The sequence below is a fragment of the Variovorax paradoxus genome, from assembly GCF_030815855.1.
Taxonomy (GTDB): domain Bacteria; phylum Pseudomonadota; class Gammaproteobacteria; order Burkholderiales; family Burkholderiaceae_C; genus Variovorax; species Variovorax paradoxus_M.
In genome coordinates, this window is record NZ_JAUSXG010000001.1 from 1,204,853 (window position 1) to 1,227,575 (window position 22,723).

General features: G+C 65.9%; 19 protein-coding genes and 1 tRNA gene. 12 read left to right on the top strand and 8 right to left on the bottom strand.

The genetic code is table 11. From position 1 onward, the window contains the following. Positions 1 to 19 precede the first annotated feature (19 nt). Positions 20 to 2,509, bottom strand: coding sequence for a nitrite reductase large subunit NirB (gene nirB / locus QFZ42_RS05665; RefSeq protein WP_307700017.1), 2,490 nt, complete (start codon positions 2,507 to 2,509; stop codon positions 20 to 22). 74 nt (positions 2,510 to 2,583) lie between these two features. Between nirB and QFZ42_RS05670 the strand changes: the two genes are divergently transcribed. Continuing rightward, on the top strand, positions 2,584 to 4,284 hold the full coding sequence (locus tag QFZ42_RS05670) for a bifunctional protein-serine/threonine kinase/phosphatase (RefSeq protein ID WP_307700018.1): 1,701 nt from the start codon (positions 2,584 to 2,586) through the stop codon (positions 4,282 to 4,284). 17 nt (positions 4,285 to 4,301) lie between these two features. Here QFZ42_RS05670 and QFZ42_RS05675 read toward each other — a convergent pair whose 3' ends face one another. Further along, on the bottom strand, positions 4,302 to 5,567 hold the full coding sequence (locus QFZ42_RS05675) for an MFS transporter (RefSeq protein WP_307700019.1): 1,266 nt from the start codon (positions 5,565 to 5,567) through the stop codon (positions 4,302 to 4,304). A 259-nt stretch (positions 5,568 to 5,826) separates the two neighbouring features. Between QFZ42_RS05675 and QFZ42_RS05680 the strand changes: the two genes are divergently transcribed. Further along, positions 5,827 to 7,125, top strand: a complete 1,299-nt coding sequence (locus tag QFZ42_RS05680; RefSeq protein WP_307700020.1) for a type IV pili methyl-accepting chemotaxis transducer N-terminal domain-containing protein — start codon at positions 5,827 to 5,829, stop codon at positions 7,123 to 7,125. A gap of 25 nt (positions 7,126 to 7,150) precedes the next feature. Here the strand turns inward: QFZ42_RS05680 and QFZ42_RS05685 are convergent, their stop codons facing one another. The 4 genes from QFZ42_RS05685 to QFZ42_RS05700 form a co-directional block, all read right to left on the bottom strand. Then, on the bottom strand, positions 7,151 to 7,960 hold the full coding sequence (locus tag QFZ42_RS05685) for an ABC transporter ATP-binding protein (protein WP_307700021.1): 810 nt from the start codon (positions 7,958 to 7,960) through the stop codon (positions 7,151 to 7,153). 55 nt (positions 7,961 to 8,015) lie between these two features. After that, entirely contained in the window at positions 8,016 to 8,954 is a 939-nt protein-coding gene (ntrB, locus tag QFZ42_RS05690; RefSeq protein WP_307700022.1) for a nitrate ABC transporter permease, read from the bottom strand. Positions 8,955 to 8,967: 13 nt separating this feature from the next. Continuing rightward, complete coding sequence (locus QFZ42_RS05695) at positions 8,968 to 10,212, bottom strand: CmpA/NrtA family ABC transporter substrate-binding protein (RefSeq protein WP_307700023.1); 1,245 nt, start codon at positions 10,210 to 10,212, stop codon at positions 8,968 to 8,970. A gap of 352 nt (positions 10,213 to 10,564) precedes the next feature. Next, positions 10,565 to 11,845 (bottom strand): nitrate regulatory protein, encoded by a 1,281-nt coding sequence (locus tag QFZ42_RS05700; RefSeq protein WP_307700024.1) that lies wholly within the window; start codon positions 11,843 to 11,845, stop codon positions 10,565 to 10,567. A 75-nt stretch (positions 11,846 to 11,920) separates the two neighbouring features. Here QFZ42_RS05700 and tsaD point away from each other — a divergent pair, with 75 nt between their 5' ends. Next, positions 11,921 to 12,982 carry a tRNA (adenosine(37)-N6)-threonylcarbamoyltransferase complex transferase subunit TsaD gene (tsaD, locus tag QFZ42_RS05705; RefSeq protein ID WP_307700025.1) on the top strand — a complete coding sequence of 354 codons (1,062 nt, stop codon included), beginning with the start codon at positions 11,921 to 11,923 and terminating at the stop codon, positions 12,980 to 12,982. Here the strand turns inward: tsaD and QFZ42_RS05710 are convergent. Together QFZ42_RS05710 and QFZ42_RS05715 are read right to left on the bottom strand one after the other, a co-directional pair. Beyond that, positions 12,918 to 13,676 (bottom strand): alpha/beta hydrolase-fold protein, encoded by a 759-nt coding sequence (locus QFZ42_RS05710; protein ID WP_307700026.1) that lies wholly within the window; start codon positions 13,674 to 13,676, stop codon positions 12,918 to 12,920. The two genes, tsaD and QFZ42_RS05710, sit on opposite strands and share 65 nt — an antisense overlap. 196 nt (positions 13,677 to 13,872) lie before the next feature. Beyond that, entirely contained in the window at positions 13,873 to 14,244 is a 372-nt protein-coding gene (locus QFZ42_RS05715) for an Hsp20/alpha crystallin family protein (protein ID WP_307700027.1), read from the bottom strand. 121 nt (positions 14,245 to 14,365) lie between these two features. On the opposite strand from QFZ42_RS05715, the gene QFZ42_RS05720 reads away from it, so the two are divergent. From QFZ42_RS05720 to QFZ42_RS05760, 9 genes are all read left to right on the top strand, one after another. After that, a complete protein-coding gene (locus QFZ42_RS05720; protein WP_307700028.1) occupies positions 14,366 to 15,655 on the top strand; it encodes a branched-chain amino acid ABC transporter substrate-binding protein in 1,290 nt (429 codons plus the stop codon). Between the two features lie 18 nt (positions 15,656 to 15,673). Beyond that, positions 15,674 to 16,831: a pyridoxal phosphate-dependent aminotransferase gene (locus QFZ42_RS05725; protein ID WP_307700029.1), complete on the top strand. Its 1,158-nt coding sequence runs from the start codon at positions 15,674 to 15,676 to the stop codon at positions 16,829 to 16,831. A 114-nt stretch (positions 16,832 to 16,945) separates the two neighbouring features. Beyond that, entirely contained in the window at positions 16,946 to 17,212 is a 267-nt protein-coding gene (gene rpsO, locus QFZ42_RS05730; RefSeq protein WP_007837783.1) for a 30S ribosomal protein S15, read from the top strand. A gap of 215 nt (positions 17,213 to 17,427) precedes the next feature. Then, positions 17,428 to 19,755 (top strand): polyribonucleotide nucleotidyltransferase, encoded by a 2,328-nt coding sequence (gene pnp / locus QFZ42_RS05735; protein WP_307700030.1) that lies wholly within the window; start codon positions 17,428 to 17,430, stop codon positions 19,753 to 19,755. 86 nt (positions 19,756 to 19,841) lie between these two features. Then, on the top strand, positions 19,842 to 20,840 hold the full coding sequence (locus QFZ42_RS05740) for an NAD(P)H-quinone oxidoreductase (RefSeq protein ID WP_307700031.1): 999 nt from the start codon (positions 19,842 to 19,844) through the stop codon (positions 20,838 to 20,840). 13 nt (positions 20,841 to 20,853) lie between these two features. Next, entirely contained in the window at positions 20,854 to 21,618 is a 765-nt protein-coding gene (gene tpiA, locus QFZ42_RS05745) for a triose-phosphate isomerase (protein WP_307700032.1), read from the top strand. Between the two features lie 39 nt (positions 21,619 to 21,657). Beyond that, the gene (gene secG, locus QFZ42_RS05750; RefSeq protein ID WP_307700033.1) at positions 21,658 to 22,083 is read left to right on the top strand and encodes a preprotein translocase subunit SecG; all 426 of its coding nucleotides are present in this window, start codon (positions 21,658 to 21,660) and stop codon (positions 22,081 to 22,083) included. A gap of 117 nt (positions 22,084 to 22,200) precedes the next feature. Continuing rightward, positions 22,201 to 22,285 (top strand) — tRNA-Leu (locus QFZ42_RS05755). A 65-nt stretch (positions 22,286 to 22,350) separates the two neighbouring features. Beyond that, positions 22,351 to 22,710, top strand: a complete 360-nt coding sequence (locus QFZ42_RS05760; protein WP_012748607.1) for an NADH-quinone oxidoreductase subunit A — start codon at positions 22,351 to 22,353, stop codon at positions 22,708 to 22,710. Positions 22,711 to 22,723: the final 13 nt, after the last annotated feature.

Consider the following 22,723-nt stretch of genomic DNA (forward strand, 5'->3'; position numbering starts at 1 on the left):
GTTTTCTCCGCTTTTCCACTCACACGGCCAGCGGCGTGAACTGCCGCACATCCACCTGCGCCTGGCTCGACTCGAACCACGGATCGGGCTCCCCATCCAGCGCGAACTGCAGCCGCTCCCACAACGCCTTGCGCCCGGCCTCGTCTTCCAGGATCTTCTTCTTCACATAGTCCAGCCCCACCCGCCCGATGTAGTGCACCGTGCGCTCCAGGTACCAGCCTTCCTCGCGGTACAGCTGCAAGAAGGCTCCCGAGTACTCCATCACCTCGGCCGCCGTCTTCACCTTCACCAGGAACTGCGCCACCTCGGTCTTGATGCCGCCGTTGCCCCCGACGTACAGCTCCCAGCCCGAGTCCACCCCGATCACCCCCACGTCCTTGATCCCCGCCTCGGCGCAGTTGCGCGGGCAGCCCGAGACCGCCAGCTTGACCTTGTGCGGCGAATACATCGCCCACAGCGCCCGCTCCAGGTCCTTGCCCATCTGGGTGCTGTCCTGCGTGCCGAAGCGGCACCACTCGCTGCCCACGCAGGTCTTCACCGTGCGCAGGCTCTTGGCATACGCAAAGCCCGAAGGCATGCCGATGTCCTTCCAGACCCCTTCCAGGTCTTCCTTCTTCACCCCCAAGAGGTCGATGCGCTGGCCGCCCGTCACCTTGACCGTCGGGATCTTGTACTTGTCGGCCGCATCCGCGATGCGCCGCAGCTCGTCCGGCGTGGTGTGGCCGCCCCACATGCGCGGGATGACCGAGTAGGTGCCGTCCTTCTGGATGTTGGCGTGGCTGCGCTCGTTGATGAAGCGGCTCTGCGGATCGTCCTTGGCCTCCTTGGGCCAGGTCGAGATCAGGTAGTAGTTGATGGCCGGGCGGCAGGTCGCGCAGCCGTTGGGCGTGCGCCAGCCCAGGCCGCGGTACACCGCGTCGTGGCCGAGCCAGTGTTCCTTCTTGATGGCTTCGCGCACATCCTGGTGGCTCGCATCGGTGCAGCCGCACACCGCCTTCTTCTTGGGCGTGGCCGAATAGTCGCCGCCGGCGGTGAACATCAGGATCTGCTCCACCAGGCCCGTGCACGAGCCGCAGCTGGCGCTGGCCTTGGTGTGCTTCTTGACCTCGTCCAGCGTGAACAGGCCCTTGTCCTTGATCGCCTTGCAGATGGTGCCCTTGGTCACCCCGTTGCAGCCGCACACCTCGGCCTCGTCGGGCATGCTGGCGGCCTTGTTGTGGCCCTCGTGGCCGGTGTCGCCGATGTTGGATTCGCCGAACATCAGCTTGTCGCGGATGTCGTGCACGCTGCGCCCGTCGCGCAGGAGCTTGAAGTACCAGCTGCCGTCCACCGTGTCGCCATAGAGGCACGCGCCCACCAGCTTGTCGTCCTTGATCACCAGCTTCTTGTAGACCCCGCCGAAGGGGTCGCTCATGACGATCTCTTCCGTGCCTTCGCCGCCCATGAACTCGCCGGCCGAGAACAGGTCGATACCGGTCACCTTGAGCTTGGTGGAGGTGAGCGAGCCCAGGTAGCGCCCGATGCCGAACTGGGCCAGGTGGTTGGCCGCGACCTTGGCCTGCTCGAAGAGAGGGGCGACCAGGCCGTAGGCGATGCCGCGGTGGGCGGCGCATTCGCCCACCGAGTAGATGCGCGCATCGGTCACGGTCTGCATGGTGTCGTTGACCACGATGCCGCGGTTGCAGTGCAGGCGCATCTTCTCGGCCAGCTCCACATTGGGGCGGATGCCCACGGCCATGACGACCAGGTCGGCGGCCACTTCGGTGCCGTCCTTGAAGCGGATGGCCCGGACCCGTCCTTTGGACGGGGCCCCTTCCCCGTCCGGCCGGCCGGCCTTGCCCTCGTCGGCATCGCCCACGAGCTCCTGGGTCTGGGCGCCGATGAGGAACTTCAGGCCGCGGTCTTCCAGGGACTTCTGCAACAGCTTGCCGGCCACGTCGTCCAGCTGGCGCTCCATGAGCCAGGGCATGACGTGCACCACGGTGACGCTCATGCCGCGCAGCATGAGGCCGTTGGCCGCTTCCAGGCCCAAGAGGCCGCCGCCGATGACCACCGCATGCTTGTGGGTGCGCGCGGTCTCGATCATGTAGTCGGTGTCGGCGATGTCGCGGTAGGCGATGACGCCCTTGAGGTCCTTGCCGGGCACCGGGAGCATGAAGGGGTTGGAGCCGGTGCACATCAGGAGGCGGTCGTAGGCGGCTTCGGTGACGCCGCCCTGGGCATCCACGGCGCGCACGATGCGCTTGACGCGGTCGACTTCGACGACTTTCTTGCCGGCGTGCAGGGTGATGTGGTTGTCGCTGTACCACTCCCAGCTGTTGAGCACGATCTCGTCCACGGTCTGCTCGCCCGCGAGCACGGGCGACAGGAGGATGCGGTTGTAGTTGGGGTGCGGCTCGGCACCGAAGACGGTGATGTCGTACATCTCCGGGGCGAGCTTCAGGAGTTCTTCGAGCGTGCGTACGCCGGCCATGCCGTTGCCGACCATCACGAGCTTGAGTTTCTTCATGGGGTGGGGCCTTTCAGCGAATCAATCGATGGGAAGCGCTCGGGCGCGCGTGGAAGCACGTGGAGAATGGCGCCATGAGCTTTGAAGTGGACATCGGCTACAGCAGCCAGCGCGGACCGCGCGACGTGAACGAAGACTTTGCCGGTGCCGTCAACGCACCGCCGGGCGACGAGTCGCGTGGTCTCATTGCGGCCATTGCCGACGGCGTGTCCACAGGCGGACGCGGCCTGGAGGCGGCTCAGACCACGGTCATGGGCCTGCTCGCCGACTACTTCGCCACGCCCGACACCTGGGAGCCGACCGCCGCGCTCGACCGCCTGGTCGCCGCGCAGAATGCCTGGCTCGCCGATCACAACCGGCGCCGCCAAGGCAGCGCGACCGCGCTCACCACGTTGACGGCATTGGTGCTGCATGGCCAGAGCTACACGCTCGCGCATGTGGGCGACACGCGCGCCTGGCGCGTGCGCGCCGACGGCGAGCCGGCCATGCCGCTGACGCAGGACCATGCCTTCGAGCATCCCGACATGCGCAGCCGCTTGACGCGCGCCATCGGCCTGGACGATCAGGTGCGTGTCGACTATGCGCAGGGCGACGTGCGCGTGGGTGACTGCTTCGTGCTGACCTCCGACGGCGTGCACGGCGTGCTCAAGCCGCAGCGGCTCGCCGCGCTCGCCTTGCAGGGCGGTGCCGAGCAAGCGAGCGAGGCCCTGGTGCAGGCGGCCATCGACGCCGGCACGCGCGACAACGCGACCGCGCTCGTCATTCGCGTCGTCGGTCTCGACGTGCGGCAGCTGGACGACGAGCTCGGCGACGGTCGCCGACTGGCGCCGCCGCCCTTGTTGAAGGTGGGCGATGCGCTCGACGGCTACGTCGTCACTGCGCTCGTGGCCGACACCGGCGTGCACCTGTTGTACCAGGCGCGCAACCCGGCCACGCGCGAGCTGGTGGCGCTCAAGACGCTGCACCCCTCGCGCGCCAGCGATCCGCAGGAGCGCGCGATGCTTGCGCACGAAGCCTGGCTGGGCCAGCGCGTGGGAAGCGGTGGATTCGTGCGCGTGCACGAGCGTGCCGAGAACGCCAGCGCGCTCTACATCGTGTTCGATTGGCACGGCGGGCGCACGCTGGAGCAAATGCGAAAATCCGGCGCGCGCGGCGCGGTGGCCGAGGTAGTTGCCGCCGCCATCGAGGTGACCAAGGCTCTGGGCCGGCTGCACCGCCATGGCGTCGTGCACCGCGACATCAAGCCCGGCAACCTGCACCTGGGCGACGACGGCCGGTGGCGCATCCTCGACCTCGGCGTGGCGCTGTCCGGGCGCGAAGGCGCGGCGCAGCGCGAACTGCATGCGGGCACGCCCAGCTACATCAATCCCGAGCAATGGGAGGGCGCCCATGCCGATACCGCGAGCGACCTGTTCGCGCTCGGGGTCACGCTGTACCAGTGGCTCGGCGGGCATCTGCCCTACGGCGAAATCGAGCCCTACCAGGTGGCGCGCTACCGGCGCGACCCGGCCGCACTCTCGCGGCTGCGGCCCGATGTGCCCGTGTGGCTCGACCACCTGGTGCGCAAGGCCGTTGCGCGCGATCCGCGGGAGCGCTTCGAAACCGCCGAGGAAATGCTGCTGGCCCTCGAACGGGGTGCGTCCCGCCCGGTCGGTGCGCCGCCCGCCACGCCGCTGATCCGCCGCGACCCGGCCGCGCTCTACAAGATCGCGCTCGCCGTGTCGTTGCTGTTCAACGCACTGCTCGTGGTGTGGTTGCTCTTCTTGCCACGCTGACGGCGAACGCGAAAAGGTCATGGCCGCGTCGCCTTCGGTGGAGCGGTGTACTTGACCGGAGCCGGTGAGGCCGACGCGCGTGCGCGGCCGCCTTTTTCGGCCCAGGTGCGGGTCCAGCGGATCTGCATCACGCGCATGACGCCCAGCATGATCAGCGACAGCACGCCGAAGAAGACGAAACCCCAGACGTAGCTGCCCAGGTATTGCTTCGACAGGCCCATGGCATTCGGCACCAGGCCGCCACCGAGCGCGCCGATCTCGCCGATCATCGAACCGGCCACCGCCGTGCTCGTGGGCCAGCGCAGCGGCACCAACTGGAACAGCGCGCCGTTGCCCGCGCCCAGCGCGGCAAAGCACAAGATCAGAAGCAGCGTGGTGAGTGCGAGAGAGGACGACGAAATGCCCACCAGCACCAGCCCGACGGCCACCGCCAGCAGTACCACCGTGAGCGTGTTCACGCCGCCCCAGCGGTCGGAGATCCAGCCGCCGACGATGCGCACCGCGGCGCCCATGAAGGCTGCGAGCATGGTGAGTTGCCCGGCCTGCACCTTGCTCACGCCGAACTGGTCGTAGTAGTAAGAGGGCAGGAAGGTGATGAGCCCGATGAAACCGCCGAAGGTCACGCCGTAGATCAGGCTGAACACCCAGCCGTCTTTTTCGAACAGGCAGGCGATGTGCTCGCGGAAACTCGCATGGCTGTCGACGTCGGGCGGCTCCTTGGCGAACACCACCATCACGACCATCGGCACCAGAATGGCGGCGGCCGCCACGGCATACACCGCCTGCCAGCCGAGCCACTGCGCGAGCGGCGGGGCCACCAGCACCGACACCGCCGTGCCCACGTTGCCGGCGCCCACCAGGCCCATCGCCAGGCCCTTGTGCTGAGGCGGGAACCAGCCCGAGCCGAGCGACAGCGCCACGCCGAAACTCGCGCCGGCAATGCCCAGCAGCACGCCCATGGCGAGCAGGTCGTTGAAGCTCTTCACGAAGAAGAAGCCGAACAGCATCGCCACCGCGATCAGGCCCATTTCGACCAAGGTGGCGCTCTTGCGGCCGATGTATTGCGAGAGGATGCCCAGCGGAAAGCGCATGAGCGCGCCCGCGATGATCGGCACCGACAGCATCAGCCCCTTCTGCGCGGGCGAAAGATCGAAGGTCTCCCCGATGAACGGCGCCATGGCGCCGTTGAGCACCCAGATGCAGCACGAGAACGTGAAGTACAGAAAGGCCGCGAACAGCGTCGGGCCGTGGCCTGAGTGCAAGAAGGTCTTGAAGCTGGACATGGGTCGTTCAATCGTGCGAAATGCCGCGGCGCGGCCTTGCGAGGGCCGTGTCGACGGACGGGGTTGGGGCGGTATGCCGGCAGCGGACGCTGTCGGCGTGGGGGTGCTTCCCGGCCATTGCGCTGCCAAGATGGATGCAGGAGCCTGCAGCCTCACCAAAGCGGTGCTTCGTTACACCGCACCCGTATCGATGCAAGAGACGTGCCTGCGAAAACGAGCGGGCGTGGCCTATGCTTGACGTGCCTTCAACCGCTTTTCCATGATCTCCCTTCTTGTCGTTCTGCCCAATGAATTCGCCGACTCCGCGCCGTTGCCGGAGCAACTCCGGCAGGCGCTGGCGAGTGCCGGTGCCACCGCCGGCGAGCGGGCCACCTGCCACACGCTGGTGCAGCGGGCGGGGGCGCTTGCACCGCAACAGGTGCTGGCCTGGCTGCCCGAACCGGCGCCGGCGCAACAGCTGCAGGCGCTGCTCGATGCCCTCGGTGAGTGGAAAGGCGCGCCCCCTTGCGCGCTGAGCCTCGTCAGCGCCCCGCTGGACAGCGCGCAGCACGAAGCGCTGGTCGCGCTCGGCGTGCATGCGTGGCTGCCGCTGGGCGCCGTCGATGGCGCTTCTCTTTCCGCGTTGACGGTCCTGGCGCAAGCCCGTCGGGGACGCGAGGCCGCGCTGCGCACCGAACTCGACGGCCTGCGCACACGCATGGACGAACGCAAATGGGTCGACCGCGCCAAGGGCCTCCTGATGTCGTCCCGCGGCATTGGCGAGGACGAGGCCTTCGGCTTGCTGCGCGGTGCGGCCATGCACGCCAACCTGCGGCTCGGCGAGGTCTCGCGCTCGGTGATCGAGGCCGCGCAGTGGGCCGATGCCATCAACCGCGCCGGGCAACTGCGCATGCTCTCGCAGCGGCTCGTGCGGATCGCGGCGCAGATGCTGGCCGGCATCGACGTGCAGCGCGCGCGCGTCTTGCGCACGCAATCGGTCGAGCGGGTGCAGCAAAACCTGGATCATCTGGCGACCCTTGAACTGGGCGCTCCGGGTGCAGGTGCGCTGGGCGAGGTGCAGGCCGCGTGGAGCGGGCTTTCTGCTGCACTGGCGGCGCGCGCGGTGCCGCAGGCACTGGCCGATATCGACCAGCGCGGTGACGATCTGCTGGCCGCGGCTGAGGCGCTGACCGATGCGCTGGAAGCATCCGGGGCACGGCGCGCGCTGCGCATCGTCAACATTTGCGGGCGGCAGCGCATGCGCGCGCAGCGCCTGGCCAAGGACGCATTGCTGGCCTCGGCACTTGCCGCGGGCGCTTCGCGCGAGCGCCTGCTGCCGACGATGAACGAGTTCGAGGCCGCGCTGCTGGAACTCGAGCGCGCCCCTCTCAGTTCACCCGAGATCCGCGCGGCACTGGCGGCCGCACGGGACGAATGGCTGCGCCTGGTGGGTGGGGTGCAGGCGCTCGAGAGCCCTGAAGGCCGCGCCACGCTGGTGCGGTCCAGCGAGGCGCTGGTCGATACCTTCGAGCGCCTCACCGCCTGGTACGAGCACAGCCTGCAAGTCATCATGTCCTGACTCCGGTTGTGCGGCGCCTGTGGGGTCAGGCGGCAACCTTCTCCACGTGCGCCTGGCGCGTGTAGAGAAAATCGATCACGGCCTTGCGCGCGTGCACGTAGGCGGGGTCTTCGGCCAGTTCGACACGGTTGCGCGGACGGGCGATGTCGACCTTCAGCACTTCGCCGATGGTGGCGGCCGGGCCGTTGGTGAGCATCACGATGCGGTCGCTCAGCAGCACCGCTTCGTCGACGTCGTGCGTGACCATGACCACGGTGCTCCGGGTCTTCTGCACGATGGCGAGCAGTTCGTCCTGCAGCTTGGCGCGCGTGAGCGCGTCGAGGGCGCCGAAGGGCTCGTCCATCAGCAGCACCTTGGGTTCCATCGAGAGCGCGCGCGCAATGCCGACGCGCTGCTTCATGCCGCCGGAGATTTCGCCGGGGCGTTTTTGCGCGGCGGGCGTGAGGCCGACCATCGCGAGCGCCGCATCGGTGCGGGCGCGCAATTGCGCCTTGCCTTCGGTGGCGGCAAAGACACGCTCGACCGCGAGGTACACGTTCTCGAAGCAGGTGAGCCAGGGCAGCAGCGAGTGGTTCTGGAACACGACCGCGCGCTCGGGGCCGGGGCCCTTGATTTCGCGGTTGGCGCACAGCAGCACGCCCTGCGTCGGCGTCGTCAGGCCGGCAATCAGGTTCAGCAGCGTCGACTTGCCGCAGCCCGAGTGCCCGATCAGCGTGACGAACTCGCCTTTGGCGACATTCAGGTTGACGCCCTGCAGCGCGACGAAGCTGCCCTTGGCCGTCTTGAAGCGCTGCTCGACGTCGTGGATCTCGATGTACTTCGAATCATCATTCATTGGAAACCTCCGCGCAGCAGCGCTGCGGTATTCGCCTTCGGAACGGCCGTGCGGCTCATGACTTCACCTCTTCGAACGTGAATGCGGTAGCAAGCTTGATGAGCGCGAACTCCAGCACCAGGCCCACGATGCCGATCACGAAGATCGCGATGATGATGTTGGCGACGTTGAGGTTGTTCCACTCGTCCCACACCCAGAAGCCGATGCCGACGCCGCCGGTGAGCATTTCGGCCGCAACGATCACGAGCCAGGCGGTGCCCACGGCCAGACGAACGCCGGTCAGCATGTAGGGCAGCACGGCCGGGAACAGGATCTTGGTGAAGATCTTCCATTCGCTGAGGTTCAACACCTTGGCCACGTTCATGTAGTCGCTCGGCACGCGCTGCACGCCGACCGCGGTGTTGATGACCATCGGCCAGATCGAGCAGATGAAGATGGTCCAGATGGCGGCCGGGTTGGCACCCTTGAACACCAGGAGGCCGATGGGCAGCCACGCCAGCGGCGACACCGGGCGCATCAGGCTGATCAGCGGATTGAACATGCGCGAAAGAAACTCGAAGCGTCCGATGGCAAAGCCCGCGGGAATGCCGACGGCGGCTGCGAGCCCGAAGCCCAGCGCCACGCGCTGCAGCGACGACAGCACGTTCCAGCCCACGCCCTGGTCGTTGGGCCCCTTGCTGTAGAACGGATCGCTGAACACCGTGAGCGCCTGCTGCCAGGTGGCGAGCGGCGAGGGAAAGCCGGTGGTGCTCTTCATGGCGACCAGCTCCCAGATCAGCACCAGCAGGCCGAAGCCCGCGAGCGGCGGCAGCACGCGCATCCAGAAGGCACGCAGGTCGATGGATGCGCGTTGCTTTTGCACCCTCTCCGCTTTGGGGAGAGGGCTGGGGTGAGGGGCCACCTCGGCGCGGGGCACCGCCTCGCTCCGGCCCTCTCCGGCACGCGGGAGAGGAAGAGACGCGTCCATCGGCGAATGAAATACAGCACTGACCATGATGTGTTTCTCCTCAGACGTGGAGCTTGAAAGAGTCGGCATATTTCTTCGGGTCCTTGCCGTCCCACACGGAGCCGTCGAACAGCTTGCTGGTGCGCATCACGTCCTTGGGCACGGGCGTCTGCGTGGCGGCGGCGGCTTGCTTGTAGATGTCGATGCGGTTGATCTCGGTGGCCACCTTCAGGTAGTCCGGATGCTCCTTCAGCAAGCCCCAGCGCTTGTGCTGCGTGAGGAACCACATGCCGTCCGAGAGGTACGGGAAGGTCACCGCGCCGCCGTTGTAGAACTTCATGTGGTTGGGGTCGTCCCAGCTCTTGCCCATGCCGTTGATGTAGCGGCCCAGGATGCGCTGGTTGATGGCATCCACGCTGGTGTTGACGTAGCTCTTGTCGGCAATGGTCTCGGCCATCTTGTTCTTGTTCTGCAAGCCGGTGTCGATCCACTTGCCGGCTTCGATGATGGCCGCGGTGACTGCACGCGCGGTGTTGGGGTACTTCTTGACGAAGTCGCCCGTGGTGCCGAGCACTTTCTCCGGATGGTCCTTCCAGATGTCCTGCGTGGTGATGGCCGTCACGCCGATGCCGTCCATGATCGCGCGCTGGCCCCAGGGCTCGCCCACGCAGTAGCCGTCCATGTTGCCCACGCGCATGTTGGCCACCATTTGCGGAGGGGGCACGGTGATGTTCTTGACGTCCTTGAACGGATCGATACCGGCCGAGGCCAGCCAGTAGTACAGCCACATCGCATGCGTGCCGGTGGGGAAGGTGTGGGCGAAGGTGTATTCGCGCTTTTCAGCCGCGATCATCTTGGCCAGCGACGCGGCGTCCACCGCGCCCTTGTCGGCGAGCTTCTTCGACAGCGTGATGGCCTGGCCGTTGTTGTTGAGGGTCATGAGCACGGCCATGTCCTTCTTGGGACCGCTCAGGCCCAGGTGCATGCCGTAGACCAGGCCGTAGAGCACATGCGCCATGTCCAGGTCGCCGTTGGAGAGCTTGTCGCGTACGCCGGCCCAGCTGGCTTCCTTGCTGGGCACGATCTTCACGCCGTACTTCTTGTCGATTCCCAGCACCGAGGCCATCACCACGCTGGCGCAGTCGGTCAGCGGAATGAAGCCGATCTTCACTTCTTCCTTTTCCGGCTTGTCGGAGCCCTGGGCCCAGACGGCGGCGCGCAGGGCGGGATCGATTCCCACGGCGCCAATGGCGGCGGCTTGCAGTACGCGGCGGCGGCTGAGGCGGGTTTTCAGCAGGTCGGTCATGTGACGGGCTCCGGTCGAAGAACAGACAAAAGGAAGACAAAAAACAAAAAGGCGTCCCGCACCGCGCAAGGGGCTGCTCGAGAACGAGCCCTTGCGGGATGGGGGACGCCTTTGTCCGATTGCGGTGGGCAACACCCGCCGTTGGGTGCTGCCTGCCTGGGACCCAGGGGTCCATGGACTACTTCAGCAAACTGCGTGCCAGCTTTAGTGGCCGCTTTTTGCTAGCGCTTTGCTATCGAATAGGCAGCAAAAGAGCGACTGTGCGTGCGTGCGCGGGGCGCCTCGCGCGGAAAGCCGCCGCCATGCACGCTTGTTGTGCGCTGCACCATTTCGAACGCATGCGAGCCGCGGTTCAGCGCCGCGATGTCACATCCAGGGGCAGGTAGTCGGCCATGGCGAGCATCGACTCGGCGACGTCGACGAGCCGGCGCTTCTGGTTCATGGCCGTTTGCAGCAGCATCTTGTGGGCTTCGTTCTCGCTCATGCGGCGGTGCGCCATCAAGAGTCCCTTGGCGCGTTCGACCAGCTTGCGCTCGTTGAGGGAGGCGCGAACCGTTTCGAGCTCCTCGCTCATGGCCTGCAGCCGGTGCGATTGCTCCTGCACCATGTCGAGCACCGAACGTTCGAGGTGCCGCCCGTATTGCGCCGGCGCGGTGGCCTCCGCACCGATGTCGTCGAAGAAGACCGCGCCTTCGGCTTGCGGCGCAAGGGTGCCGAGCACCTCCTGGTATTTCTGCAGTTCGCCGCGCGCCTGCGCGATCTTGCGGGCGCAGAGCTCGCGCAGGTCTTCGGCCAGCCGCTGTTCGACGGTTTTCATCGCGTCGATGCGGCGGGTGCAGCAGTCGAACCAGTTCTGGCTCAGCCGGGGATCGGGTGCGGCCGCCGAAGCGGCTTGGGCGGAGGTCACGCTCATGCGGCGCACGCGCTCGATCTCGGCCATGACGGCGTCGGACTGGCTCTGGTGCCAGAGCGCAAGCACGCCGCTGCTCGAAAAATCGATGAAGACCTGGAAACAGCGCTCCTGCAGCGCGATGAGGTGCAGCCATTGCTGGCGCTGCGCTTCGTCGGTACGCCCCACCGCGAGCGACGCCGCGCCGAACGCGCGCTCCTGCCCGGCAAACTCCTTGCCCTGCATGAAGTTGAACATCGCGACGAGCAGGCGGGAAATCTCGGGGTCGGTGGCGCCGTCTGCCGCCTCGAACACCACCGCCAGCAAGCCGGCGACGAGCTTGGCGAAAGCGGCGGTGGCCTGTGCGGGTGTCAGTTCGAGCGCGCCGACGCGGCGGCGCAGCGCGGGCAAGCCGTCCAGGCCCGGCAGCACCCAGGCTATCCGGCTGAAGAGCCGGGCGCTGTTGCCCGCAGTGGCGCCCGGGCGGCCCTGGCTCTCGAGCTGGTCGAATCCGGCGCGCACTTCCTGTTCGAGCGCCAGGCATTCCACAATTTGCGGATCGCGCTGGTCGGCGAACCGGACACCGCGAGAGGCGAGAAACACGTTGGACATGCCGCGCTCCCGCTGCAGCGCATGGACGAGCCGCGCGATCAGCCCGACCAGGTCGCTGGTGCGCGCGAGCTGGTCGAGCTCGTCGATTTCGCACTTTCTGGCGGCGATCAGGAAATTCAGTCCGGATTTCATGGTGGGGAGGGGCGGCAAAGGCGTGCTGCAACATCCGTGCCGCACGGGCATTCCGCGCCGCCTACACTCCTGCGGATGCTTCTTCTGGGAATCGAATCCTCTTGCGACGAAACCGGCGTGGCGCTGGTGGAAACGCATGGCAGCGCACTGCCGCAGTTGCGCTCGCACGCGCTGCACAGCCAGATCGCCATGCACCAGGCCTATGGCGGCGTGGTGCCCGAGCTGGCCAGCCGCGATCACATCCGCCGCGTGCTGCCGCTGACCGAGGCTGTGATGGCGGAAGCCGGGCGCTCGCTGGCCGACATCGACGTGGTGGCCTATACGCGCGGCCCGGGTCTTGCCGGGGCCTTGCTGGTGGGCGCGGGCGTGGCCTGCGCATTGGGCGCGGCGCTCGGCAAGCCGGTGCTCGGGGTGCATCACCTCGAGGGGCATCTGCTGTCGCCCTTCTTGAGCGCGGATCCGCCGGAGTTTCCTTTCGTGGCGCTGCTCGTGTCCGGCGGCCATACGCAATTGATGCGGGTCGACGGGGTGGGGCGCTACGAGTTGCTGGGCGAAACCATCGACGATGCGGCTGGCGAGGCTTTCGACAAGAGCGCCAAGCTCATGGGGCTGCCGTATCCGGGCGGCCCCTGGCTGGCCAAGCTGGCGGAAGAGGGCAATGCCACGGCCTTCAAGCTGCCGCGGCCGCTTTTGCATAGCGGCGACCTGGATTTTTCGTTCGCCGGCCTGAAGACCGCGGTGCTGACGCAGGCCAAGAAGCTCGGCGCCGAGCTCGACGCCCGCAAGGCCGACCTGGCGGCTTCCACGCAAGCCGCGATCGTCGAGGTGCTGCTGAAGAAGTCGCTCGCCGCGCTCGAGCAAACCGGCCTCGAGCGGCTCGTGGTGGCCGGCGGGGTGGGCGCGAACAAGAGCCTGCGGGAGCAGCTGAACAGCGCCTGCGCGAAACGCCGCGTGCGTGTGCACTATCCCGAGCTGCACCTGTGCACCGACAACGGCGCAATGATCGCAATGGCGGCGGCCATGCGGCTGCAGTCAGGGCTGGCGCAAGCCAGCGAGCGCTATGCCTTCGACGTCAAGCCGCGATGGCCCATGGCTTCGCTGATGACCTCCGAGGCGGCGCCGCAGGTGCCCGCGTAGCCGCAGGGCGCTGCGAGCGGCCGAGAGACGGCACTGGCAGCACGTCGAGCATGTTGCGCCACAACTGGCGCCACTGCGGCCAGTCGTGGCCGCCCTCGGTGGTGAAGACGCGGCCTTCGGGCAGCGCGTCGGCCAGCAACTTGTGGTTGCTGGCGAAGCGGTCGCTGAGGCCGAACCCGAGATAGAGCTGCGGCAAGTTCTTGGAACTTTGGGGTTCCAGGTATTTCTGAAACCAGGGCCACAGCTTGCGGTCGACTTCCTCGTCGGGCAGGGGGCCCGCGGGCGCTTGCCAGGCGCGCAGGCCGCCAGCCTTGAGAATTTCGGCGCCGAGCACGCGCCGTCCCAGATAGGGGGCGAGCGCGACGATGCCATCGACCGAACCCGGCCTCGACAGCTCGTGGACCAGCGCGCCGAAGCCGCCGATGGAAATGCCGACGAGCCAGATCGACTTGTAGCCCTTGGCCCGCTGCGGTTCGATGACGTCCGCGTGCAGGCGCTCGCTGAGCGTCTGGTCGTAGTAGTAGGAAACGTCTGCGTCCACCAGCAGCGAATCGGCGGCCAGGTGGCGCTCCCGAACGGCGCTGATGAAGCCTTCGCGTTCGAACTCGTCGGGTTTCAGATAGGCGCCGGGGAGGAAGACCAGGAGCGTATCGGACCGTTCGTTGTCATTGGCTGACTTGAGGTGCGTGATCATGGTGTGCCTTAGGGGGCACCCGAATCCGCACCGTCAGGGATTCGGTGCGTTTGCGAGACGCCCACGAAAATAATAGAAGAAAAATGTGAAAACGTCACATGATGTGACGTTATTCACGGTCCTATTGTGATTAGAGAGCGTCTTCAAAGTCAAAAACAATAGTTAACGACACTTTCCTCTCGTGGGCTTTGCAGGATCAGCTGATCTGCAGCTGCGAAGCGTGGTTGACCGGCGCTTGCTTGCCCAGCTTCAGGGTGAGCACGCCGTTCTCGAGCTTGGCTTCGCTCGAGCCCACGTCGATGTCTTGCGGCAACTCGTAGCCGGCCTTGAACTGGCGCTTGGCTTCGGCCTTGCTGTCGATGCGAACCACGGCGCCTTCGATGCCGATGACGAGGTCTTCGCGCGAGAGGCCCGGCACATCGATGGAAAGCGTCCAGCTCTTGTCGTCCTGTTCCACGAGCGGCGAGCGGCGGGTTCCGGCGAAGGCTTCGTTGACGAAACGTTCGAAGGCGCGGTCATGGGAGCGGGGCGCAAAGCGGGCGGTGCGAAGGGTGGGTGCGAAAAACATGGGAGAACTCCTGAATGAACACAATGAGGACAAGAATGTGTGTCCCTTACACTGCGCGGCCATTCAATCCTGAGTGCCGCTTGACACCACATCTAGGCGCGGCCGCACCCGTTTCAAGACAATGAACCCCCCCTTTATTTGGCGTCGCAAGGCCTTGAAATTTGCGGCGCTGGCGCTATGCGCGGCCCCCTTTGCCGCGGTGGCGCAAACGCCGCCGGCGCCCATTCGCCTGGCGCTGATCGAGAGCATGAGCGGGCCCTTTGCCAACACCGGCGAAGCCGTGTTCCGCAATCTGCTGTGGGCCGTGGAGCGCGTGAACGCGCGCGGCGGCGTCAAGCTGCCGGGCGTGCCCGGCGGGGCGCGGCCCCTGCAGCTCGACCGCTACGACAGCAAGGGGCAGAACGAAGAAGCACTGTCGGCATTGCGCGCGGCCATGGACGACGGCGCGCGCATCGTGCTGCAAGGCAACTCGTCGGCCACCGCCGCGGCGCTGGTCGATGCCATCGAGAAGAACAACGAGCGCGATCCTTCGCGGCGCGTGATCTTCCTCAACTACGCGGCGGTCGATCCGGCGCTCACCAACGAGCGCTGCAGCTTCTGGCACTTTCGCTTCGATGCGCATGCCGACATGCGCGTGGCCGCGCTGATGGAAGTGGTGAAGGACGACGCGGCGCTCAAGCGCGCTTACCTCATCGGGCAGGACTACAGCTTTGGCCAGGCGGTGCTGCGCGAATCGAAGCGCCAATTGGGCGTGCGGCGGCCCGACGTGGAAATCGTCGGGGACGAGCTGCACCCGATGGGCAAGGTGAAGGACTTCGCGCCCTACGCCAGCAAGATCATTGCGAGCGGCGCGCAGGCGGTGTTCACCGGCAACTGGGGCAACGACCTCACGCTGCTCGTGAAGGCGGCGCGCGAGGCCGGCTTCAACGGCACCTTCTATACCTTCTATGGCAACGCGCTCGGCGCGCCCGCGGCCATCGGCGACGCCGGCATCGGCCGCGTGATTGCCGTGGCCGACTGGCTGCCCAACGTGCAGACCGCGCAGTCGGAGGCGTTCTATCGCGCCTTCCGCACGCGCTTTCCGAAACCCGCCGACGACTACGTGCACATGCGCATGCAATTGCTCGTGGAGTCGCTGGCGCAAGCGATCGAACGCGCGGGCAGTGTCGATGCGCAGGCCGTGGCGCGTGCGCTCGAACAGGCCGACGTGAGCCTCTACGGACAGCGCGGCCGCATGCGCGCGGCGGACCATCAATTCCAGCAGCAGCTCGTGGTCGGCGTGATGGACAAACAGGGCAGGCCGGGCGTGCAGTTCGATGTCGAAGGCTCGGGCTATGGTTTTCGCGTGATCAAGACCATTGCGCCCGAAAGCGCCGAATTGCCGACCACCTGCAAGATGAAAAGAATCTAGAAAGTAGAAAGCCAAGACATGCGTGAAGCCATCCACAACCTCGAAGCCTCCAAGATCCGAGAGGTTGCCAATGCCGGGCTCGGCCGCGACGACGTGCTCGCGTTCTGGTTCGGTGAAAGCGACGAGGTCACGCCCGAGGTGATCCGCCAGGCGGCCATCGACTCGCTGCAGCGCGGCGAAACCTTCTATGCGCACAACCTCGGCCTGCCCGAACTGCGCGAGGCGATCGCCGGCTACACCAGCAGGCTGCATCCCAAGGTCGATGCTTCGCGCATCGCCGTCACTTCGGGCGGCGTCAGCGCGCTGATGCTCGCGGTGCAGGCGCTGGTCGACGCGGGCGACGAGGTGGTGGCGGTCACGCCCGTGTGGCCCAACCTCACGGCGCAGCCTGCAATCCTGGGCGCCCGGGTGCGCACGGTGTCGCTGGTGCCTGCGGACGGGCAGTGGACGCTCGACCTTGCCGCGTTGCGCAAAGCGGTCACCCCGAAGACGAAACTGCTGATCGTCAACGCGCCCAACAACCCGACCGGCTGGACCATGACGCGCGAAGAGCAGCAGGCCGTGCTCGACCACTGCCGCGAAACCGGCACCTGGATCCTGGCCGACGAGGTGTACGAGCGGCTGTATTTCGAGCCCACGCCGACCGGTTGTGCACCCAGCTTCCTCGACATATCGAGCCCTGATGACCGGCTGGTGGTGACGCACAGCTTCTCGAAGAGCTTCCTCATGACCGGCTGGCGCCTCGGCTGGCTCGTGCTGCCACCCGCGCTGGTCGAGGGCATCGGCAAGCTGATCGAGTTCAACACCTCCTGCGCCAGCGTTTTCACCCAGCGCGCCGCCGTCGCAGCCATCGAGCACACGGCAGACATCACGCCCCGTGTGGTGGCGCACCTGAAGCTGTGCCGCGACACGCTCGTGCCGCTGCTGGCCGCATTGCCCGGCGTACAGGTGGCCCCCGCCAAGGGCGGCATGTACGCCTTCTTCCGCCTCGAAGGCTTCGGCGACTCCCTGGACTTGGCCAAGCGCCTGGTCGTCGAGGCCGGCCTGGGCCTCGCCCCCGGCAACGCCTTCGCCCCCGAAGCCCAGGGCTGGCTGCGCTGGTGCTTCGCCTCCAAGGACCCCCAGCGCCTGGTGCAAGGCGTGGAACGCCTGAAAACCTGGCTGTCCAGGCAGTAAACGCGGTAACCCGGGGCGAGCTATAATCCCGAGGCTTTGCATGCCGCAAGGCGCACGGTAAGGGCAGTTCCAGCGCTTACCGCAAGTCAAACATCCCGGAACAAGGAAATCAACATGATCGCAGCCTCCATCAAGGCCGAAGTCGTCAAGGACAACGCCCGCGCCGCCAACGACACCGGTAGCCCGGAAGTGCAAGTCGCACTGCTGACCGCCCGTATCAACGAGCTCACCCCCCACTTCAAGACGCACGCCAAGGACCACCATGGCCGTCGCGGCCTGCTGCGCATGGTGAGCCGTCGCCGCAAGCTCCTGGACTACCTCAAGTCCAAGGACGCCGACCGTTACACCGCGCTGATCGCCAAGCTGGGTCTGCGCAAGTAAACCGAATCGCATGAAAAAACGCCTGGGTTAGTCCGCTAGCTCAGGCGTTTTTTACTTCGCGATCCACTTTCGGAGTGCCAAAACAGAGCGAAGCTGTGTCATTCCAATGAAGTTCCCGCCGAACTTCGCTGGAATGGCATCGTGTTCTGAGAAGCCTCCGTCCCTGCGGAACCTGTACTGAATACAGGTCGTTCGCTATCAAAACAGGAGCAAACATGAGCCTCTTCAACAAAATCACCAAGTCCTTCCAATGGGGCGACAAGACTGTCGTCATGGAAACGGGCGAAGTCGCCCGCCAGGCCAATGGCGCCGTGCTGGTCGACATCGACGGCACCGTGATTCTGGCGACCGTGGTCGCCTCCAAATCCGCCAAGCCCGGCCAGGATTTCTTCCCGCTGACCGTCGACTACATCGAGAAGACCTACGCCGCGGGCAAGATCCCCGGCAGCTTCTTCAAGCGCGAAGCCAAGCCCAGCGAACATGAAACGCTGACCAGCCGCCTGATCGACCGTCCGATCCGCCCGCTGTTCCCCGAAGGCTTCCTGAACGAAGTGCATGTGGTCATCCACACCGTGTCGCTCAACCCTGAAGTCGACGCCGACATCGCCGCCATGATCGGCGTGAGCGCCGCGCTGTCGATCTCGGGCATTCCGTTCAGCGGACCGATCGGTGCCGCCCGCGTGGGCTACATCAACGGCCAGTACGTGCTGAATCCGGGCCAGACCGCCCGCAAGGATTCGCAGATGGACCTCGTCGTCGCCGGCACGCAAGCTGCCGTGCTGATGGTCGAGTCCGAAGCCCAGCAACTCAGCGAAGAAATCATGCTGGGCGGCGTGGTGTTCGGGCACGAGCAGGCCAACATCGCGATCAACGCGATCCATGACCTCGTGCGCGACGCCGGCAAGCCGGTGTGGGACTGGCAGCCGCCCGCCGAAGACGAAGCCTTCGTCGCCAAGGTCAAGGGCTTGGCCGAAGAAAAGCTGCGTGCCGTGTACCAGATCCGCAGCAAGCAGGCGCGTACGCAGGCTCTGCGCGAAGCCAACGCCAGCGTGATGAACGCGCTGAAGGAAAGCGGCGAGCCGTTCGACGCCGGCAAGGTCAACGACCTGCTGTTCGCCATCGAATCGAAGATCGTGCGCAGCCAGATCCTGTCGGGCGAGCCGCGCATCGACGGCCGCGACACGCGCACCGTGCGTCCCATCGAGATCCGCAATTCCGTGCTGCCGCGCACCCACGGTTCGGCCCTGTTCACGCGCGGTGAAACGCAAGCGCTGGTCATCACCACGCTCGGCACCGAACGCGACGCACAGCGCATCGATGCGCTGGCCGGCGAGTACGAAGACCGCTTCCTGTTCCACTACAACATGCCTCCCTTCGCCACCGGCGAAGTGGGCCGCATGGGCTCGACCAAGCGCCGCGAAATCGGCCATGGCCGCCTGGCCAAGCGCGCGCTCGTCGCCGTGCTGCCGACCAAGGAAGAGTTCCCGTACACCGTGCGCGTAGTGTCGGAAATCACCGAGTCGAACGGCTCCTCGTCGATGGCTTCGGTCTGCGGCGGCTGCCTGTCGATGATGGACGCCGGCGTGCCGATGAAGGCCCACGTGGCCGGCATCGCCATGGGCCTGATCAAGGAAGACAACCGCTTTGCGGTGCTGACCGACATCCTGGGCGACGAAGATCACCTGGGCGACATGGACTTCAAGGTGGCCGGCACGACCAACGGCATCACCGCGCTGCAGATGGACATCAAGATCCAGGGCATCACCAAGGAAATCATGCAGGTGGCACTGGCCCAGGCCAAGGAAGCGCGCATGCACATCCTCGGCAAGATGCAGGAAGCGATGGGCGAAGCCAAGACCGAGGTGTCGCAGTTCGCACCGCGCCTGACCACGCTCAAGATCAACCCCGAGAAGATCCGCGACGTGATCGGCAAGGGCGGCGCGGTCATTCGCGGCCTGCAGGAAGAAACCGGCACGACGATCAACATCGACGAAGACGGCACCATCACCATCGCCTCGACCGATCCGGAAAAGGCCGAGTTCGCCAAGCGGCGCATCGAGCAGATCACGGCCGAAGTCGAAATCGGCAAGGTCTACGAAGGCCCGGTCACCAAGATCCTGGACTTCGGCGCGCTCATCAACCTCTTGCCCGGCAAGGACGGCCTGCTGCACATCAGCCAGATCGCGCACGAGCGCGTCGAGAAGGTGACCGACTACCTGAGCGAAGGCCAGATCGTCAAGGTCAAGGTTCTCGAGACGGACGAAAAGGGTCGCGTCAAGCTGTCCATGAAGGCCCTGAGCGAGCGCCCGGCCGGCATGGAATTCCAGGAGCGTGCACCGCGTGAAGACCGCGGCGGCGACCGTGGTGATCGTGGCGGCGAGCGCCGCGAACGCTCGGACCGTGGCGACCGTGGTGGTGACCGCGGCGATCGCGGCGGCGAACGCGCGCCTCGTTTCAACAACGAGCAGCAGCAGCCGCGCAACGAGCAACCGCAGGCGCCCGCCGGCGAGCAGCCGTACGCACCGCGCGACTCGCAAGAGTAAGAAGGGCGCAACGGCAGCTTTGCCGCCGTTGCCAACTTTTTAAATAGCTAACCACGCCCGGACGCGGGCGTTGCAGGCCAAAGACCATGAAAGCCATTGAAATCACTTCGTACGGCGCCCCTGAGGTGCTGCGCGCCGTGGAGCGCCCCGATCCGGTGGCCGGCGTGGGTGAATTGTTGATTCGCGTCGCAGCCAGCGGCGTGAACCGTCCGGACGTATTGCAGCGCAAGGGGCACTACCCGGTTCCGTCGGGCGCCTCCGACCTGCCGGGCCTCGAAGTGGCCGGCGTGATCGTGGCGGGCGACGCCGCGGCCTTGGCCGAGGCGGGCTTCAAGATCGGCGACCGCGTCTGCGCGCTGATCGCGGGCGGCGGCTATGCGCAGCTGTGCGTGGCGCCGGTGGCGCAATGCCTGCCGGTGCCCAAGGGGTGGACCGATATCGAGGCGGCTTCGCTGCCCGAGACTTTCTTCACCGTTTGGAGCAACGTGTTCGAACGGGGTCGCCTGCAAAAGGGCGAAACCCTGCTGATTCAGGGCGGCTCGAGCGGCATCGGCGTGACCGCGATCCAGATCGCCAAGGCGCTCGGTGCCACCGTGATCGTCACGGCCGGCAGCGACGACAAGTGCGAAGCCTGCAGGAAGCTGGGCGCGGACCATGCCATCAACTACCGCACGAGCGACTTCGCCGAAGAGGCGAAGAAGCTCACCGGCGGCAAGGGCGTGGACGTGATCCTCGACATGGTCGCCGGCGACTACGTGGCGCGCGAGATCGAGTGCATGGCCGAAGACGGCCGGCTCGTGATCATCGCGGTGCAAGGCGGGGTCAAGAGCGACTTCAATGCAGGCCTGGTGTTGCGCAAGAGGTTGGTGATCACCGGCTCGACGCTGCGTCCGCGGCCGGTGGCGTTCAAGGGCGCCATTGCCAAGGCGCTGCGCGAGAAGGTCTGGCCGCTGCTCGAAACCGGCGCGGTCAAGCCCGTGATCCACAGCACCTTTGCAGCAGGTGGCGAACCCGCTGGCGCGGCCGAGGCGCATGCGCTGATGGAATCCAACCAGCACATCGGCAAGATCGTGCTGACATGGTGACGGACAACACACGATGACAACGAAAAAGAAGCTGATCGCCGGCAACTGGAAGATGAACGGCAGCCTGGCTGCCAACGAGGCGCTGGTGAAGGCCTTGCTGCAGGGCTTGGCCGCGGCGCCGGCTCGTTGCGATATAGCGCTTTGCGCGCCGGCTCCGTATTTCGCCCAGTTGCAATCGCTGCTGGCGGGTTCCACGGCCATGGCGCTTGGTGCGCAGGACATCTCGGCGCACCCGCAAGGTGCGTTCACCGGTGAGCAGTCGGCGGCCATGCTGAAGGAATTCGGCGTGCGCTATGCCATCGTCGGCCATTCAGAGCGTCGCCAGTACCACGGCGAAACCGATGAAGCCGTGGCGGCCAAGACGGCGGCTGCGCTGGCGAACGGCATCACGCCGATCGTCTGCGTGGGCGAAACGCTGGCCGAGCGCGAAGCGGGCCACACCGAAGAAGTCGTCAAGCGCCAGCTGGCCGCGGTGATCCACGTCAACGGCCATTGCATCAGCGAAATCGTCGTTGCCTACGAGCCCGTCTGGGCCATCGGCACCGGCAAGACGGCAACGCCCGAGCAGGCGCAGGCGGTGCATGCCGTGCTGCGCGCGCAACTGCACCATGCGGCCAGCGAACACGCGGCCGGCATCTGCATTCTTTACGGCGGCAGCATGAACGCGGCCAATGCCGCTCAGCTGCTGGCGCAGCCCGACATCGACGGCGGCCTTATCGGCGGCGCTTCGCTCAAGGCCCCCGACTTTTTGCAGATCATTTCCGCCGCCGCTCGCTGAATGCGAGCAGTGGCTGCCATCAATTAGGAGTAAGAACGAATGAATGTGGTCCTCAATCTTTTGGTCGGCGTGCAGATGCTGTCGGCCCTTGCAATGATCGGGTTGATCCTGATCCAGCACGGCAAGGGCGCCGACATGGGCGCGGCCTTCGGCAGCGGCAGCGCCGGCAGCCTGTTCGGCGCGAGCGGCAGTGCGAATTTCCTTTCGCGCACCACGGCAGTGCTGGCGGCGGTGTTCTTTGCATGCACGCTGCTGCTGGCCTACTTCAGCCACGCACGGCCCGCCGGCGGCGGCAGCCTGCTGGAGCGCGCAGCGGTCGGCGCGCCTGCGGCACCTGCTTCCGCTCCCGCTGGGCAAATTCCTGGCCAGATTCCCGCAGGGACGTCGGGCACGGCACCGGCCAATGCGCCGGCCTCGGCGCCTGCCGCGCCTGTTTCGGGTCCGGGCCAGATCCCGAGCAAATAATCCAGTTGTTTTCATGGAGTCGCTGGCAAGAAACGGCTCCATTTCAGGGTAAACTCTAAAGCTGTTCGGAAAGCCAAACACCTTCACAGGTACCTCATGCCATCCGAACAAAAAACCGCGGTCGTGGTGAAATTGGTAGACACGCTATCTTGAGGGGGTAGTGGCGAAAGCTGTGCGAGTTCGAGTCTCGCCGACCGCACCAAATCTCACCGGCAGAAAACCTCATCCAGAGCGTTTCTGCCGGTGGCAAGCGGTGAAAATCTCCCGATGAACCTCGATTCCTATCTCCCCGTCCTTTTGTTTATTTTGGTCGGTGTCGGTGTAGGCGTCGCACCGCAAGTCATCGGCTACATCCTGGGTCCCAATCGGCCCGACGCAGCGAAGAACGCTCCCTACGAGTGTGGCTTCGAGGCCTTCGAGGATGCGCGCATGAAATTCGACGTGCGCTATTACCTCGTCGCCATTCTCTTCATCCTTTTCGATCTCGAGATTGCCTTTCTCTTTCCGTGGGCCATTGCGCTCAAGGAAATCGGCGCCGTCGGCTTCTGGGCCATGATGATCTTTCTCGCCATCCTCGTCGTGGGCTTTGCCTACGAGTGGAAAAAAGGCGCGCTCGACTGGGAATGACAAGGAATCATCA